Raw genomic sequence first — 16463 nt, forward strand, 5'->3', positions numbered from 1 at the left:
ACCCGCTAAGCTCCATCTACGACTTAACAGCGAATCGATTAGACCGACTGAGCTTAGAACACATGAATTAACCTAACAGTGTAAAGCTAAAGTTAATTTTTAGGTTTTCTCAGATGACCTCTAAAAGATCTCGATGGCCCATATTTTTTCAATATAAAACCTTTATCTTCATTTTTATTTTCTCCCTGCTTCAATACTGGACTTAAGACTAAAAGTTCCATTTGCAATTCAAGTGGATAATAGTACTTTTCAGAAATAATTATATAATTCAGAACTATATTGTAAAATTCCTCAAGCAAAACTTTATTGTTCTGGCTTAAAAGGGTAATTGGCTGATTTAATGATTTGGATTTTGTATAAGCTAAATGCGATAACTCTGCTGAATAAATTACTTTACCCGTTAAACGTCCATTACTTTTTAGCGCAAAAGCTTGCTCCCAACACCTTAGTAGCCCTTCAATCAGAGAATCTTTATTGTACTTTTTACTATTAGCACAAAAAAATATACATCTGAAATATAATCCTTTTTCATCACTATATTCCCATAAACCAACATGACCTTTGATTGCTTCGAAATCAGGATAAGACCTTAAATTATTAAAAAATTGTTTCTTTTGATTATTTTTCTGGCTATCCATATGATTGATATGCCCATCCCACCAAAAATTTATTGATACGGCATATAAGTCACCAAAATTATTTAAAAGATTTTGTATATAAGATTTATATTCACGTATTTTTTTATTGAACCTAGCACGTTCGTATTGCAAATAATTTTTGATCATTGGTTTTTCTAATTCTTCAATAAACACACATAAAATTTTCTCAACCAACTGCAGTTCGGCTAAAGATAATTCTTCAAATTTAAGTTGACCAATCCTATTATCAATAGCTTCGAATAATAAAATATCACTTATTGAGGCTTTTCCATTCGTAAAATTAGCTCCTGCCCCTCTCACATATTTATTAATTATTCTTAAAAATTTTACCAATTCTATAGATAATTCGTATCTATCAAACCCCTCTTCTTTATTAACATCAAAAGATTCAAAAATAATTTCGTAAGGAAACCATTTCTTTGCCAAGGTTGTTGGTCTGAATTTAAAAACTGGAATATATTCATTTTCAGGCTCACTAAAATCTACGCCCTCTTGTAACTTTGACTTTTGTACCATCACCCCTTTTGAGCGAAAAATATCAGCAATAAAATGCTCTTTGTTTTTTGTTTTCTGTAAATACTCTATTAGATGATTGCTATCGGAATTACTAAGTTGCTGATATTTACTTATCAACTCATCAAATACATAGTTAATTTCCGCTGAATTCATAGCTTTCAAGCCTAATTTCACTTAAAAATAACGTACTATAAAACAAAAATTTATATGTTTAAACATATAAGTTTGTATTTAATTTGACATAAATAATTGTGTTATATTTTTATACTTTCAATTTTTATAAAAGCTATAAATAATAAAATAAATTATTAAATGAAATTAATTAACAAAAAAAATTGATAATCATTAACATTTAATAAAATCTAAAAGTATGCCCATAGAACAATTCAATCACTTCCTTCTTCTTCATCTATCATTAAAAATCACTACCCACCGATTTCAAGATTAGCCAATGCAGATTATTTTTTGATGGGACTACTCTGTCTTAAATTAAATTTAGAAAAACTTAACTATTTTTATATTTATCTCATTTTTCTTATAAAATTTAATGTAGATTGTTTCTAATGATCCAATATTAATCAGAACCTAAAATACAAATAGGCAATTTACTTGTATGCCCTCTCTCATGACAGTAAAATGCTTACGTCTAGATCTTTTCTAATCCAAACCAACAATCAGTACAAGTATTGCTAATTTATATCAAGAACTTAGGTAACCAGTATCGCCATAACAAAACCTTTAATCATTTACTAATAAATGAATTCAAATAAACTGAAGTACCTTAACTTATCTGGGGGTATAATTGGGGGTAAAAATAAAAATGCGCTATATCAATGTATTTCTATTTCAATAACTTAAATTAATAATGTGACTCCCTCTTTCGCCAAATTCGAAAGAACTGCAATCCAAAGCAGTGATGAAAGGCTTAAACTATAATGGTTTAGGCCTTTTTTTATCGTATACTATTCAGCAAAAATACCCAGCAGTTCTAAAACCATGAAAATAAACTGGGAAAAATCGTCAAGATTGAGGTTTTTATATTCTCTGCTTTTGAAACATTATTTATCTTCAAAATATTTCTGGCATCCCTGAAAAAATTCCTCGTTGAAATTCATGGACGGATCATCTTTATCATCATCACATTGATCTACAGATTTAAGATTGTCTTGTGCATAGCGATAGCCATAGTATTGCTCTGTCCCCTCCTCAAAGCCACCAAATTCCTGTTCCTTGTTGGACTGAAAATACAGCAATGCAGCAATGGCGATAAACATAAGTACCACGACAGTACTGATCATTTTGGTCCATTTTGTCATCTTATATATTTTCCTTGAGCCTATTGATAAACAATCCTCATCAGAGCACTTTGCCAGAAAAAAGTTACTTATCCCTACCGATGAAATGATAAGAACGAAATGCCTCATTCAAGACCCACAGAAAATCCTTTATTTTTGTTGTCTGATTGGATTTTCAGGCTGTTCGTCCGGATTTTTTTGCGGATTGGCTGTCCCGATATGCTGGTCGGGTTGGTCCGGTTGTGGGTTGGGTGGATTAGGGTGTTTCTGCTGATCTGGTTGTGAATTATCTTGTTCAGTCATGGTTATCTATCCTGTGCATTACCATTAATCAGTTGCGCTACATCAGCATTAATCTACGCCTTAAATTTAATCTTCCAACTCCAGCCATGTTTCAATTTCCATCATTGTAAATGTAATATCTCTAGATGATTGATCTGCAACAACCGCGATGAAATCAGCTTCACATTGATTACCAAAAGCCTGCAAAGTCCGATCTTTCATTAACATGTCACCTAAATGGCACAATTACTGCACGTTATTATTTCAAGCTCAGAAAGTAAAAAACCTGTTGAGATATGATCATATAAATGCAATATTTCCATGATAACAATCATATAACAGAGCCTTAAGTCGACCTGTAACAGCACATTAAACACATAGAAAAACTGCTATTCGGGAGTAGATATGAATACCAGCAATAATTATGTCAAACAAATTAAGAATGCTAAACGTGGTGGTTATACTCCAACGATTGCCAAGGATATGAATAAACATAAAATTCAAAAAGCCCTCCGACTGATCGAACAATGGCGCAAACTGGCCAGCGAACTTAACCCTCAAATGCAAATCGATATGGCTTTAACCCTGGAAGAATGTGCACAAGATCTGGACCAGATTTTAAGGAGTAAATAATCTTTTAAATTGAGAACCAATTATTCAATTGACGAGATGACCGGGAAAAATTGAACAGATCAAGACCAAGTCATCTCTTTCAACCGCTCATTTTTTGGCTTGCGTTTTCAACAAAATTCGCTATTATTCTCTGCACGTTGCCGGCATAGCTCAGTTGGTAGAGCAACTGACTTGTAATCAGTAGGTCCACAGTTCGAATCCGTGTGCCGGCACCATTTTATACTTAGCCTCGCTTTTTAGTGAGGCTTTGTTGTTTTTGCACTTAGCTTTTAAAAATTAAAAATTGCACCATGCTCAGGCATTCTTTGTTGCACTAATCTGTACATAATTGACCAACCCATCCTGATACAGCTGCTGACAAAGCTTTGCGGTCATGCGAATTTTAAAGGCATCCACACCTGTGCCCTGCTTTGGCGATTGCCGCAAATGTTGAAAGTAGTTTGCAAATCCGTATAAAACGGCTTTGGACAAATCACGAATTTCAATGTTGCTAAAATCATGCTGCTGCAAGGTCTGCTCTAATCCCGATGCGGTCATCAAATACTCCAGATTCACATCTGCAGCCTTGAGTAGCCACTTGTATTTCTGCTTTTGTAATGCATTTAAATTCAACCATTGCCCGGACAAGATTAAATAATGAAAACCCAGTCGTCCTTTTGAATTTAAAACACTGTCCACTGAATCGAGAAATGAATTTAAATTGGAATGGTAAGCAGCATCAATGCACAGCACCACATCAAAGCGCTGTTGAAAAGGAATCTGTTTGAAATTTAAAAAGGATTGCGGGTAAATGGCCGTAATGTGCGGAAAATGTTTTTGAATTTGCATGACACAACTGGCTTGCAGTTCCACGGCTTCAATATGCTTAACCCGATAGTGCTGTTGCCAGTACAGTAAACTTGCCCCCTGCCCGCAGCCTAGGTCCAGCAGTCGATCTTTGGCATTTAAAGATACAGCTTGCGCCAATTGATCTGCCAACTGACGGCAAGCTTCTGGATAGGATGACGTTGCATCATCCCAATAGCCCAGATTGCTCCAGGCGAGTACGGCATCATCTCCTAACTGTTTCGCATTGATTGCGTATTTATGTTGAGGAAGTTTCTGCCGAATCGCTTGAAGCCATTTCATATCTTAGTAGCCGAGTTGTGGAGCAACCTCAACTTTAGGTTTTAATCCGGCAAACGGCAATGGTGCACCTAAAATCTCTGCAATATGCATGGCTGAAGTTACGGCAGATTCCAGTACAGGCAATCCATCACAAGACCATGAACCGCAATAGAACACTTTGCGGTTTAAATCATGATGACGGGCTTGCAGTTCTTTATTTAAAGCTACTGTTTGTGAATCTACTACAGCACGGGTTAAGCTCACTGAGGAGATGATTTTTTTCGGATCAATCTCTGTCACCGGCTGCCAGGTTTGGAATACTGGCGATTTACCGACCAAGGTTGGCTCAACCGAATTCAGCCAGACGGTAAATTGCTGACGGGTAAATTTACGGTCCATCATGTAGCTGAGTACGGCCCAATCTTTGCGTTTTGGTGGCATTACCGATTGATCGGTATGAATCACCAGCTGGCCCTGCTCAAATTTAAATTTCTTTAACAGCGCAATATCATCAGCGAATTGTTGGTTATCCAGGAATGTTTCAATTTTATTGGTCGGTGTGGCGACAATCACACGATCAAACAGCTGCTGTTCGCCTTGCTCATTTTCAATCAATACCCTTTCTTGTTGCTGTTGAATATGGGTAATGGCAGAACCGCCACGAATTTCAATGCCTTCAATCAGCTTGTCGACCAGGGCTGGTGTACCGCCCTGCAGACGCAGCAAGGCATCGCCATCGGTCAATTGACGCAAGAAAACCAGCAAGGGTTTGGCAGGCCATTCGCCAATGGTTTTCGGGTTACAAGTACAAATGGTATACAGCACCGGCATTACGGCACCATGCCAGAACACTTCTTCGATATCATTATGATTAATGAATTCAGCCAAGGTGATGTCCTGGTGCTTCGATCTGAAGAATTTCGCAATCGCCGTCTTCAACTGCAGCATGCCTTTCACCATGCGCCAGCCATATTGCTGAATGCCTTTACGGTTATTAATAATCGGAAAATTACCAATACGGCTGCGTGAGGTGGTCAGCCAGGTTTCGGTGCGATCTTCAAATAACCAGCTGCATGCCATATAGGTACGTACAGGAAAGGTCTGGATACCCAGATAGGCCGCCAGACTGAGGGTGTTTTTCCACAAATGCGGGTTCATGACACGCAGGGGGGCATCAATCAGGCCGCCCTCGAATTCAATGCTATGGCTATCCATACCACGACCTGCCAAGGCTTCAAAAATAGTAACGCTATGTCCTGCATCTTTAAGAATTCTTGCGGTAGCTAGCCCAGCCATGCCACTGCCAATAACTGCAATATCCAAAATTATTATCCGTCAGTTACACATAAGATTATTGAAATTATGAACCAAGCCAGCTTAAAAGGCGGTATTAAAATATTCCAGAATGTATGTTTTTAACAAAACTCATCATGATGCACATAAAGTCAAAAATTACATTTATTTATATAGAAAAAACCTTGAAATAAATTTAATAAATTATTTTATTTTTAAAGCATAAAAAACAAAAAACCTTTAAAAAAAGTAATATATATTAACCATTTTTTTAACTAACGTTTTACAAAACCCTTCAATATTTTTATGATAGAAAAAGTTAAAACCTGATAACTCCATCACGTTTTCATCAGCCACAACTATACAAATATACCGACAACAAAAAATTCAGTTCGCAAAAAAGCCCCTCAATTTTTAGGGGCTGTTTCTTTTTGAATCAATCCAGTGAATACCGACTTAATCTGTAACCGGAATTTCACCAAACTTACCGCTATTAAAATCATTAAATGCTTGAATAATTTCATCTTTGCTATTCATCACAAAGGGTCCATAGCCTTGAATTGGCTCATTGAGCGGTTGGCCAGTCAGTAGCAGGAATTTGCTGTCTTGCAGTGCCTCAAGTCGAATATCAATTTCGCCATCTTGAGCAAACATCACAATCGAGCTGTCCTGTACCTGCTGCGTTCCATTCAGCTGCATTTCACCCGACAGCAACACCAGCAGCACATTATGATCGACAGGTACATGCAGATGCTGAATCTGCTCGGCTTTTAATTCACCATCCCAGACATTGACCGGACTATGGGTTGAAGCAGGACCTGTATGCCCGGCATAGTTTCCGGCGATCACCCGGATATACCCTGCATTCTGTTCAAACTTAATGACTGGAATGTCTTTTGCTGTAATGGCCTGATATTTCGGTGCGGTCATTTTGTCTGCTGCAGGCAGGTTGACCCAAAGCTGCACCATTTCAAACAGGCCACCCTTTTGGGCAAATTCGGCTGAATGAAATTCTTCATGTACCAGACCTGCTCCTGCCGTCATCCATTGCACATCACCGCTTTGAATGGTTCCACCACCACCTGCCGAGTCTTTATGTGTCACTTCACCCTGATAGGCGATGGTCACGGTTTCAAAGCCGCGATGTGGATGTGAGCCGACCCCATGCTGCTGCGTCGTTGGGCTAAAATGGTAGGGTGCTGCATAATCCAAAAGTAAAAATGGACTGATTGCCTGCCCTAGGCGATCATAGGAAAACAGGTTTTTTACTGGAAAACCGTCACCCACCCAATGCATGTTCTGGTTGCGGTAAACGCCAATTATTTTTTTCATTTCAAACTCCTATCTCTAGGAAACAATATGCACTTATCTTAGATTTTTTAAAGATTCCAGCCTAGCCACAGCGCAATATACAGCGTCGCAAGAATGGAATAATGGATTTTTTCCCCTCAAATTTAATACAAAAAATTATTTCATTCAGATCAATATCATCATTGTCATATAGTCAGAATGATCTATCTTGCTCTTTTACCCAGAACCTGCATAAAAAAATCCAGAATCGAAGTCCTGGATTTTTTTAAGAGAGTATTTTAACTTAAGATTAGATTTTACCGATCAGGTCGATTGAAGGTGCAAGGGTTGCATCGCCTTCTTTCCATTTTGCCGGGCAAACTTCACCGGGGTGAGCATGGACATATTGTGCAGCCTTGACCTTACGTAAAAGTTCTTGCGCATCACGGCCAATACCACCAGCATTGATTTCGATAATCTGGATTTTGCCTTCCGGATCAATGATGAAAGTCCCACGGTCTGCCAGGCCTTCCGCTTCAATTAACACTTCGAAGTTTTTCGCCAAGGTCCAGGTTGGGTCACCCAGCATGGTGTACTGGATTTTCTTGATCTCATCAGAAGAATCGTGCCAGGCTTTGTGAGTGAAATGGGTATCTGTCGATACTGAATAAATTTCTACGCCCATTTTCTGGAATTCAGCATAGTTATCTGCCAAATCACCGAGTTCTGTTGGACAAACGAAAGTGAAATCTGCAGGATAGAAAAATACTACTGACCATTTTCCGATCATGTCCTGTTCAGACACTTCAATGAATTCACCATTTTTATATGCTGTTGCATTGAATGGCTTCACTTCAGTATTAATTAAACTCATGAGATATTCCTCTAGCTCGTTTTCGGGATTGCTTATTTGGTGAAGCTAGAATAAGAAAGATTCTAAAATAGGTAAAACCGTACTTTTTTATAAAAATTATCGGATTTTTAGATTTATAATTTCTATCCTGTTTTTAAAGTGGATTGTTTTAGCCGATAAAAAACCCTTTGCTGTTACAAAGGGTTTGGATGATGACTTGCCGTTCTAATTACAACTTAAAACGGTAAATCATCATCTAAATCTGCCGGTGCAGCTGCTGCTGGTACAGGCTGTTGTTTTGGTGCAAAACCACCCGGGTTGTTATTGCCATAACTATTGCCCTGATTGTTCTGGTTGTTGTTATAACCACCCTGATTGCCATAACCGCCTTGGTTGTTATTATTGTTATTATTGTTGTTATAGCCGCCTTGATTATTGTTGAAACGTGGCTGGTTATAACCCGAGTTATCGCCACTCGCAGCTTGTTCACCTTGCTGACGGTTACTGTCCAGCATTTGCATCTGTTCACCACGAATTTCTGTGGTGTAGCGTTCCTGACCACTTTGGTCTGTCCACTGACGCGTACGCAGTGAACCTTCAATATAAACTTTTGAACCCTTACGTAGATATTGCTGTGCAATTTCACCTAAGCGGTTATGCAACACAATACGATGCCATTCGGTTTGCTCTTTACGCTCACCGGTATTTTTATCAGTCCACGAATCGCTGGTTGCAATCGAGAACTGAGTCAGAGACCCACCATTTGGAAAAGTTTTGGTTTCAGGATCTTTACCTAAAGTTCCAACTAAAATAACTTTATTAACACCACGCATCAGACGTACACTTCCTATTCATTTCTATATTTTACTTTATAAGAGTTATGCTTAAATGGCTACCTCTTTACCCAACAACTGCGTTAAATCTTGTCGCGCAGCTTCATCTATCAGCTGTTTATCAATTTTAACATAAGCAAATTGCTGGTCGGACATCACCACAACCTCTTCAATACCACGAATTGCCAAAAGTTGAGAAGTCCACTCATCCGTTTGTTTTGTCTCGGGCAAGGCCAATACCAATGAAGAAAGATAACGCGGCTGGGCCAAACCAAAGCTGATTAATAACCAGACCACCGCGATCCCCGCCAAAATGCTCCAGCCCAATGAGGTATTATTGAGTAACAAGAGTTGACCGCCAATCATGCCACCGAAAAATGCCCCTAAAAACTGGCTACTGGAATTTACACCCATGGCTGTCGCCTTGGACTGGATTGGTGCAGATTTGGATAACCATGAAGGTAACAATGCTTCCATGACGTTAAAGGCAATAAAGAATAATCCTAAGCCTGCCAATAAAACATATTTGGATTCATAACCAAAAATCAGTACCAGCAAACCCAATACGATTCCAGCAATGGCCGTCAGGAAAATGCCGCGCATTTTGCGATATTTTTCAGCCAGAATAATGCTCGGAAAAGCAAAAAACAGGCTAATAACGAGCAGGGGCAGATAAACCAGACCATGACTGGATAAAGGAATACCAGCAAACTGAATCAGTTGCGATGGCATATATACAAACATTGCAGTCAGCAACAGGTGCAGGGCAAAAATTGAAACATGCAGACGGTTTAAATCGCCCATTTTCAATACCTGTTTCAACTGTGCAGCATAACCTTGCTGGTAATTTTTATGATGACGAGTCACTTTAGGAACAAATAACAGCATCGATATGGCAGCCACACCCATAATAGTCGTCACCCAGAACAGGCCAGAAATTCCCACCAGGCTGGTCAGCCAAGGCCCCAAACTGAAGGCCACCATAAAGGATACGCCAATACTCATGCCCATGACTGCCATGGCTTTACTGCGCTGTTCTTCACGGGTCACATCGGCCAAAAGTGCCATCACCACCGCAGAAACAGCACCACCACCGGCAATGGCACGGCCAATGATTACGCCATAAATGGTCTCGGACATCGCCGCAACCGCACCACCAAGGGCAAACAGCAACAGACCAATAATGATCAAAGGCTTACGACTAAAGCGGTCGGCCAGCAAACTAAATGGTATTTGTAAAATGGCCTGAGTTAAACCATAGACCCCAACAGCTAAACCAATCAGTGCAGGGGTTGCCCCTTGATATGACTGCCCTGCCACCGAAAACACAGGAATAATCATGAACAAGCCCAACATACGCAGTGCAAAAATACTGCTTAAGGCAAAGGTTGAACGGCGTTCTAAAGCATTCATCATATTAATTGGCTTGGGTCTATAAATTTCATTTCGATGGATTATCCTACAACATTCATATTATAAATGCTGATTTTTCAGGAATGAACCACCATAAAAAAGGACGCATTTTCATGCATCCCTATTGTACTCGGTTTTCTTAAAAAACCATTAATGGATTCGTTCTTGACGTTTGCTATATTGAATGGAAGCAATGACTGCCCACACAATAAACGCTACACCAATTAAACCGGTGACTACTTCCGGCACATGCACACCGGTACCACTGGCCAGCATAATGAAGGCTAAAGCCCCAATAGCATAATGCGCGCCGTGTTCAAGATAGATATAAGCATCCAAGGTGCCTTTTTCTACCAGATAAATGGTCATTGAACGCACAAACATGGCACCAATCGCCAGACCGAGCATAATGATCACTACATCTGAAGTAATGGCAAAAGCACCGATTACACCATCAAAACTGAACGATGCATCCAGCACTTCCAGGTAAATAAAACCACCTAAACCGGCTTTAATAACACCTGTAGATGCACCACTGGCATCATGTGCCACTGCATTGCCATCTTCATCAATTTCAGGTTCACCGCCTAACAAGTGGCTCAATACTTGAACCCCAATGTAAATCACAATTCCCCAAATCCCGGCCATGGTCACCACTAAACGTGTGGCTTCTTCTACATTGGCTGCCATAATCAGCAAGCCAATTAAAGCCAGAAAAACTGACATTGCCGGTACATTCGCCAGATTGGATAAACGTGCTTCCAGCCATTTGAACCAGTGGGTATCTTTTTCGCTGTCCAGAAAGAAATTCAGGAATACCAGCAATAGGAATGAGCCACCAAAGGCTGCAATTTCGGCATGATGGGCCATCAGCTTTTCGGAATAACTGATCGGATCATTCAGGGCCATTTTCACAACTTCGAACATACCCATGTCAGCAGTCACGGCCACAATGACAATCGGGAACACCAAACGCATACCAAATACGGCAATGATGATACCAACCGTCAAGAAGATCATTTTCCAGAAATGATCCCAGCCACGCAGTACCGAGGCATTCACCACCGCATTATCGAAAGAAAGTGACACTTCCATGACTGCGAGAATGGCAGTAATGGTCAATGCCGTGAACATGGTCTTTAAACCTGCTTCCGGGCCATGGGTAAAACCCCAGTATGCAGATATAGCCAGACACACGATGGTAAAAATAATGGAGAAACCAAAATGTTTCATTATGATAAATCGACCTATAGACAAATAATTTATATCAAGTGCATTGGACAGAACCTAAAAGAGAGCACTTGAAATTTGATCGCTTCAATTATGACGGCTTTTTTTACTTTAATCCAAAGTTCTTGGTATGATTTTTTTTGAGTACAAATACACTATTTTTTCTACTGCATATCTTGAGCTGAAAACTCTTGTTATAGTCCCGCCTTCTGTAAATTCTTCTTTTAACATCGACAGGATGATGACATGAGCTTTTCTCAAGATGTATGGCAACGCAACTTGGCTTTATACGAAAAAACTTTAGCCCTGCCATTTAACCAAGAACTTGCACAAGGGACTTTGAGCAAAGATATTTTTAGTCATTATGTCATTCAGGATGCGCATTATTTACTGGCTTATGGCCGTGCATTGGCGGTCTGTGCTGCCAAAGCATTTACAGCAGAGGATGTCATGCAGTTTTCAGATGCTGCCAGGATTGCCATTGTGGTAGAACGCAGCCTGCATGCTGACTTTATGCAGGAATTTGACATTAGCCAAGAAGAATTTAGAACCACGCCACTGACTCTGGCTTGTCATCATTACACTTCATTTTTAACCGCCACAGCCTGGTCAGAAAGCTATCCGGTGGTTCTGGCTTCTTTACTGCCCTGTTTTTGGATTTATGCTGAAGTCGGTAAAGCGATTGTTCAACATTCCATTCCGAATAATCCTTATCAGGCCTGGATTGATACCTATGCCGGTGAAGAGTTTAATCAGGCAGTTCGTAACGTAATTGCGACGGTTGATAGCGTAGCTGCTCGTTGTGATGCAGATACTTTAGAGAAAATGCATCATGCCTATACCACGGCTGCCAAACTGGAATGGCTGTTCTGGGATAGTGCTTATGATCAACGTCAGTGGTTAGGTGTGGATGATTAATCCAAAATACCTATTTCTTTTCGGCGGAGTCTTACAGCTATAACATAAATTGAAACAGCTCATTCGTTACTTTGGTTTCGCCCAAAGTAACCAAAGGCATTTGCCATTCGCAAAACTCGCCGATTACCGAAAAATATAAAATTTTTCGCAGAAACATTACTTTAAAAAAGTAGTTCTGCCTCGAACAGTTGCGAATGGCTCTTCCGCGATAGCAAATATTTTTGATGCTTTAATTTTTGTTTATTAAATCATTACTGCTGAAACATCTGCCAGCCATAAATCAGCCCTGCCGCAGCCACAATCCAGCAAAGGGTTGCTATGCTTAAACAGGACCACATCAACATTTTGCTTGCCAGCATATAAATCATCAGCAAATAAATGGCATAGGGAATTAAAGACCATAAACCCAATATGCCATTTTACGCAAAGCTTCTGCACCCTACTGTTGCGACACAATCACATGGGCAATCAGGGCAAAAGTCGGAAAGAGTGACACCAGACCGGCGATATAAAACGCTTTACTCTTGGACAGAAGGAAAATAATAAGTACAACCGCTACCCTAAAATACATTTCAAAAATAAAGCCAGCATCCCGACCCATCCGAACTGATCAATTTATTAAACCGCATAGTCTAAGCTGAAAAATATCGTTTACTTAAACTAAGTTCAGCACAATCAAAGCCAGCAGTGCAGGCAATGCCTGAATATAAATAATTTTTTTACTTGCGGTAATACCGCCATAAATCCCAGCAACCAGCACACAAGCCAAAAAGAAATTTGCCAGTGCAAGTGCATAGCTTGCAGGCGCAAGTAGCGACCAGATCAGGCCTGCGGCTAAAAAACCATTATACAGACCCTGATTTTGTGCCAGCACCTTGGTGAGTTTTGCCTTTTCTGCAGTATTGCCAAAGGCTTTCATACCCAGAGGTTTATCCCACAAAAACATTTCCAAAATTAAAATATAAAGATGCAACACCGCAATCAGGGCGATCAGAACTTTTGTAATAATCATGAGATTTCCGTTTTTTATTTTTCAGACGATATTTTGCATTTTAACGGTGAATCGGTCGAAATACTGAATTTCAATATCTAAATCTATGACTTGCAGGTACAGAGAAAGACCATTTCCATGCATTGAGTTTCAATCCTTGACCAGTCCGACACAAAATGTCGTTTAAATTCTTTTTAATACAGCTTGAACATTTTTCATGCGCTATCATATATAGGTTTTTGATGAATTTTCTAGGATCATTGCATGAGCCAAAGTCACATCCGTATTCGAGGTGCACGTACCCATAACCTGAAAAATGTGTCTCTCGATATTCCACGCGACAAGTTTGTGGTGATTACGGGACTTTCGGGTTCAGGTAAATCATCCCTCGCCTTCGATACCTTATATGCCGAAGGTCAGCGCCGTTATGTGGAATCACTGTCTGCTTATGCACGCCAGTTCCTTTCGCAAATGGAAAAACCGGAAGTCGACTCGATTGAAGGTTTAAGTCCGGCCATTGCTATCGAGCAGAAATCGACCAGCCATAACCCGCGTTCAACTGTGGGAACAATCACGGAAATTTACGACTATTTACGTCTGCTATATGCTCGTGTCGGCACACCCTATTGCCCTGAACATGACTTGCCGATGGTGGCACAAACCGTATCAGAAATGGTCGATGCGGTAAAAAGTCTGGAAGAAGGTACAGCCTTGATGCTGCTGGCCCCTGTGGTGCGTGAGCGTAAAGGTGAATACAGCAACCTGTTTGAACAGCTGCAAAGTCAGGGCTTTGTCCGTGCGCGTGTGGATGGTGAAATTGTTGAAATTGATACTCCACCGGAATTGGACAAAAAGAAAAAGCATACCATTGAAGTGGTGGTTGACCGTTTTAAAGTACGTGATGACTTGGGTAACCGGATTGCCGAATCCTTTGAAACTGCGCTGCGCCTGGGCGGTGATATTGCCATTTTGGCCTGGATGAAAGGCGAGCAACCTGAGCGCGTATTCTCTGCCAAACACTCCTGTCCGGAATGTGACCGTGCGGTTGCCGAACTGGAACCACGCCTGTTCTCGTTCAACAATCCCTTTGGGGCCTGCCCGGTCTGTGATGGTTTAGGTACGCGTAGCCATTTCAGTGCAGAAAAGCTGATTCCCAATACTGAAATTTCGATTAGCCAAGGCGCGATTCGTGGCTGGGACAGACAGCGTCCTTATTACTACAGCATGATTGAAAAAGTCGCCGCCCATTTTGGCTTTTCGCTGGATACGCCGTGGAATGAGCTGGATGCTGAGACCAAAAAGAAATTCCTGTATGGGACCGGCAAAGAAAAAGTCGATTTAAGTTATGTTGATGAACGCGGTCGTAAACATAACCGGGTGCAACCTTTTGAAGGTATTTTGCCGCATCTGGAACGCCGTTACCGTGAAACAGAATCGAACTATGTCCGTGATGATTTAGCACAATATTTGTCTAATGCAGCCTGTGATGCCTGTGGCGGTTCACGTCTGAATGAAATTTCCCGCAATGTCCGGGTCAAAGACAAGACCATTGCCCAGATCACCAAAATGTCGATTGGTGATGCCGAAAGCTATTATCAGGATTTAAATCTTGAAGGGGCTAAAGGCGAAATTGCCGACAAGATTTTCAAGGAAATCCGTGAACGTCTGCACTTCCTGGTCTCTGTCGGTTTGAATTACCTAAGTTTGTCCCGTTCTGCCGAAACCTTGTCTGGCGGTGAAGCACAGCGTATCCGTCTGGCTTCTCAAATTGGTGCCGGCCTGATGGGCGTGATGTATGTGCTGGATGAACCATCCATCGGCTTGCATCAACGCGATAATGACCGTCTGCTGGAAACCCTGGTGCGCTTACGCGACTTAGGCAATACTGTCCTGGTGGTTGAACATGATGAAGATGCGATTCGTGCCGCCGACCATATTATTGATATTGGTCCGGGTGCGGGTGTGCATGGCGGCCATATCATTGCCGAAGGCACCTATGAAGAATTGGCAGCCAATGAAAATTCGCTAACGGGTCAGTACCTGTCCGGCAAGTTAAAAATTGAAGTACCGAAAGTCAGAACTCAGCCGCCAAAACCGGAACAGCAAATCAAGCTGATGGGCGCGGCCGGTCATAACTTGCAAAATGTCGATTTAACCATTCCTTTAGGCGTGATGACTTGTGTCACCGGTGTATCGGGTTCGGGTAAATCAACCTTGATTAACCGTACCCTGTTACCACTGGCCGCAACACAATTGAACGGTGCAACCACGTTAACCGCAGAAAAATTTGACTCGATTGATGGTCTGCAATTCCTTGATAAAGTCGTGGACATTGACCAAAGCCCGATTGGACGTACCCCACGTTCTAACCCGGCAACCTATACGGGTCTGTTCACCCCGATTCGTGAACTGTTTGCCCAAACCCCTGAAGCCAAAGCTCGCGGTTATGCCGCAGGACGTTTCTCGTTTAACGTGAAAGGCGGCCGCTGTGAAGCCTGTGAAGGTGATGGCATGATTAAAGTAGCTATGCATTTCTTACCGGATATGTATGTGCCTTGCGATGCCTGTCATGGCAAGCGTTATAACCGTGAAACGTTAGAAGTCGGCTATAAAGGCAAAAACATTTCCGACGTACTGGAAATGACCGTTGAAGATGCCATGCATTTCTTTGAGGCCATCCCGGTGATTCACCGCCGTCTGGAAACCTTGAATCAGGTGGGTTTAGGTTATATTCGCTTAGGTCAGTCTGCAACCACCCTTTCCGGTGGTGAAGCACAGCGGGTCAAACTCGCGCGTGAACTGGCAAAACGTGATACCGGTAAAACCTTGTATGTACTGGATGAGCCGACTACGGGTCTGCATTTCCACGATATTGCCAAGCTGCTCGACATTCTGCATGAGCTACGCAACAAGGGGAATACCATTGTGGTGATTGAGCATAATCTGGATGTAATTAAAACTGCGGATTGGGTGATTGACCTGGGTCCTGAAGGTGGTGCTGGTGGCGGGATGATTATTGCTGAAGGTACACCTGAAGAAGTGGTGAAATCTAAAGTTTCACATACAGCTAAGTTCTTGAAGCCGTTGTTGAAATAACAATAAAAATCGAGTACAAAGAATTAACCAATATAACTATTCTTTGTACTCGAT

At 41.1% G+C, this 16463-nt stretch carries 15 protein-coding genes, 1 tRNA gene and 1 pseudogene; 4 read left to right on the forward strand and 13 right to left on the reverse strand.

All coding sequences use genetic code 11. The annotated features are described in order from the left end of the window. Positions 1-92 precede the first annotated feature (92 nt). The 4 genes from GTU69_RS11915 to GTU69_RS17315 all read right to left on the reverse strand — a co-directional run bounded on the left by GTU69_RS11915 (position 93) and on the right by GTU69_RS17315 (position 2974). Positions 93-1328, reverse strand: a complete 1236-nt coding sequence (locus GTU69_RS11915; RefSeq protein WP_166170748.1) for a hypothetical protein — start codon at positions 1326-1328, stop codon at positions 93-95. Between the two features lie 905 nt (positions 1329-2233). Further along, positions 2234-2491, reverse strand: a complete 258-nt coding sequence (locus tag GTU69_RS11920) for a hypothetical protein (RefSeq protein ID WP_166170750.1) — start codon at positions 2489-2491, stop codon at positions 2234-2236. Between the two features lie 129 nt (positions 2492-2620). Continuing rightward, complete coding sequence (locus GTU69_RS11925) at positions 2621-2773, reverse strand: hypothetical protein (protein WP_166170752.1); 153 nt, start codon at positions 2771-2773, stop codon at positions 2621-2623. A gap of 66 nt (positions 2774-2839) precedes the next feature. Further along, the gene (locus GTU69_RS17315; protein ID WP_257230586.1) at positions 2840-2974 is read right to left on the reverse strand and encodes a hypothetical protein; all 135 of its coding nucleotides are present in this window, start codon (positions 2972-2974) and stop codon (positions 2840-2842) included. A gap of 183 nt (positions 2975-3157) precedes the next feature. On the opposite strand from GTU69_RS17315, the gene GTU69_RS11930 reads away from it, so the two are divergent. Both GTU69_RS11930 and GTU69_RS11935 read left to right on the forward strand, forming a co-directional pair. Then, positions 3158-3385, forward strand: coding sequence for a hypothetical protein (locus GTU69_RS11930; protein WP_166170754.1), 228 nt, complete (start codon positions 3158-3160; stop codon positions 3383-3385). A 139-nt stretch (positions 3386-3524) separates the two neighbouring features. Continuing rightward, positions 3525-3600: transfer RNA gene (locus GTU69_RS11935), tRNA-Thr, on the forward strand. 79 nt (positions 3601-3679) lie between these two features. On the opposite strand, the gene GTU69_RS11940 is transcribed toward GTU69_RS11935, so the two are convergent. From GTU69_RS11940 to GTU69_RS11970, 7 genes are all read right to left on the reverse strand, one after another. Continuing rightward, positions 3680-4513, reverse strand: a complete 834-nt coding sequence (locus tag GTU69_RS11940; protein ID WP_166170756.1) for a methyltransferase domain-containing protein — start codon at positions 4511-4513, stop codon at positions 3680-3682. Positions 4514-4516: 3 nt separating this feature from the next. Beyond that, complete coding sequence (locus GTU69_RS11945; protein WP_166170758.1) at positions 4517-5815, reverse strand: FAD-dependent oxidoreductase; 1299 nt, start codon at positions 5813-5815, stop codon at positions 4517-4519. Between the two features lie 426 nt (positions 5816-6241). Then, entirely contained in the window at positions 6242-7117 is an 876-nt protein-coding gene (locus tag GTU69_RS11950; RefSeq protein WP_166170759.1) for a pirin family protein, read from the reverse strand. Positions 7118-7385: 268 nt separating this feature from the next. Beyond that, entirely contained in the window at positions 7386-7949 is a 564-nt protein-coding gene (gene ahpC / locus GTU69_RS11955; protein ID WP_166170761.1) for an alkyl hydroperoxide reductase subunit C, read from the reverse strand. Positions 7950-8164: 215 nt separating this feature from the next. Beyond that, positions 8165-8761: a single-stranded DNA-binding protein gene (gene ssb / locus GTU69_RS11960; protein WP_166170763.1), complete on the reverse strand. Its 597-nt coding sequence runs from the start codon at positions 8759-8761 to the stop codon at positions 8165-8167. Between the two features lie 51 nt (positions 8762-8812). After that, positions 8813-10177: an MFS transporter gene (locus GTU69_RS11965; protein WP_166170765.1), complete on the reverse strand. Its 1365-nt coding sequence runs from the start codon at positions 10175-10177 to the stop codon at positions 8813-8815. A gap of 147 nt (positions 10178-10324) precedes the next feature. Then, complete coding sequence (locus tag GTU69_RS11970; RefSeq protein ID WP_200224892.1) at positions 10325-11410, reverse strand: DUF475 domain-containing protein; 1086 nt, start codon at positions 11408-11410, stop codon at positions 10325-10327. 240 nt (positions 11411-11650) lie between these two features. Between GTU69_RS11970 and tenA the strand changes: the two genes are divergently transcribed. Beyond that, positions 11651-12322 (forward strand): thiaminase II, encoded by a 672-nt coding sequence (gene tenA, locus GTU69_RS11975; protein ID WP_166170769.1) that lies wholly within the window; start codon positions 11651-11653, stop codon positions 12320-12322. A 251-nt stretch (positions 12323-12573) separates the two neighbouring features. On the opposite strand, the pseudogene GTU69_RS11980 reads toward tenA, so the two are convergent. Continuing rightward, positions 12574-12913 (reverse strand): annotated as a pseudogene (locus GTU69_RS11980) (GlpM family protein). Positions 12914-12977: 64 nt separating this feature from the next. Beyond that, the gene (locus GTU69_RS11985) at positions 12978-13331 is read right to left on the reverse strand and encodes a DUF1304 domain-containing protein (RefSeq protein ID WP_166170792.1); all 354 of its coding nucleotides are present in this window, start codon (positions 13329-13331) and stop codon (positions 12978-12980) included. Positions 13332-13577: 246 nt separating this feature from the next. Here GTU69_RS11985 and uvrA point away from each other — a divergent pair, with 246 nt between their 5' ends. After that, positions 13578-16409: an excinuclease ABC subunit UvrA gene (gene uvrA / locus GTU69_RS11990; RefSeq protein ID WP_166170771.1), complete on the forward strand. Its 2832-nt coding sequence runs from the start codon at positions 13578-13580 to the stop codon at positions 16407-16409. Positions 16410-16463 lie beyond the last annotated feature (54 nt).

The sequence above is a fragment of the Acinetobacter sp. SA01 genome (assembly GCF_011319235.1).
In the GTDB taxonomy this organism is placed as follows: domain Bacteria; phylum Pseudomonadota; class Gammaproteobacteria; order Pseudomonadales; family Moraxellaceae; genus Acinetobacter.

Bases quoted from the DNA above. Each gene is read 5' to 3' on its own strand.
- GTU69_RS11925 (WP_166170752.1), bottom strand. From the start codon at position 2,773: ATGACTGAACAAGATAATTCACAACCAGATCAGCAGAAACACCCTAAT.
- ahpC (WP_166170761.1), bottom strand. From the start codon at position 7,949: ATGAGTTTAATTAATACTGAAGTGAAGCCATTCAATGCAACAGCATAT.
- GTU69_RS11930 (WP_166170754.1), top strand. From the start codon at position 3,158: ATGAATACCAGCAATAATTATGTCAAACAAATTAAGAATGCTAAACGT.
- GTU69_RS11940 (WP_166170756.1), bottom strand. From the start codon at position 4,513: ATGAAATGGCTTCAAGCGATTCGGCAGAAACTTCCTCAACATAAATAC.
- GTU69_RS11920 (WP_166170750.1), bottom strand. From the start codon at position 2,491: ATGACAAAATGGACCAAAATGATCAGTACTGTCGTGGTACTTATGTTT.
- GTU69_RS11965 (WP_166170765.1), bottom strand. From the start codon at position 10,177: ATGATGAATGCTTTAGAACGCCGTTCAACCTTTGCCTTAAGCAGTATT.
- GTU69_RS17315 (WP_257230586.1), bottom strand. From the start codon at position 2,974: ATGAAAGATCGGACTTTGCAGGCTTTTGGTAATCAATGTGAAGCTGAT.
- GTU69_RS11915 (WP_166170748.1), bottom strand. From the start codon at position 1,328: ATGAATTCAGCGGAAATTAACTATGTATTTGATGAGTTGATAAGTAAA.
- GTU69_RS11950 (WP_166170759.1), bottom strand. From the start codon at position 7,117: ATGAAAAAAATAATTGGCGTTTACCGCAACCAGAACATGCATTGGGTG.
- uvrA (WP_166170771.1), top strand. From the start codon at position 13,578: ATGAGCCAAAGTCACATCCGTATTCGAGGTGCACGTACCCATAACCTG.
- tenA (WP_166170769.1), top strand. From the start codon at position 11,651: ATGAGCTTTTCTCAAGATGTATGGCAACGCAACTTGGCTTTATACGAA.
- ssb (WP_166170763.1), bottom strand. From the start codon at position 8,761: ATGCGTGGTGTTAATAAAGTTATTTTAGTTGGAACTTTAGGTAAAGAT.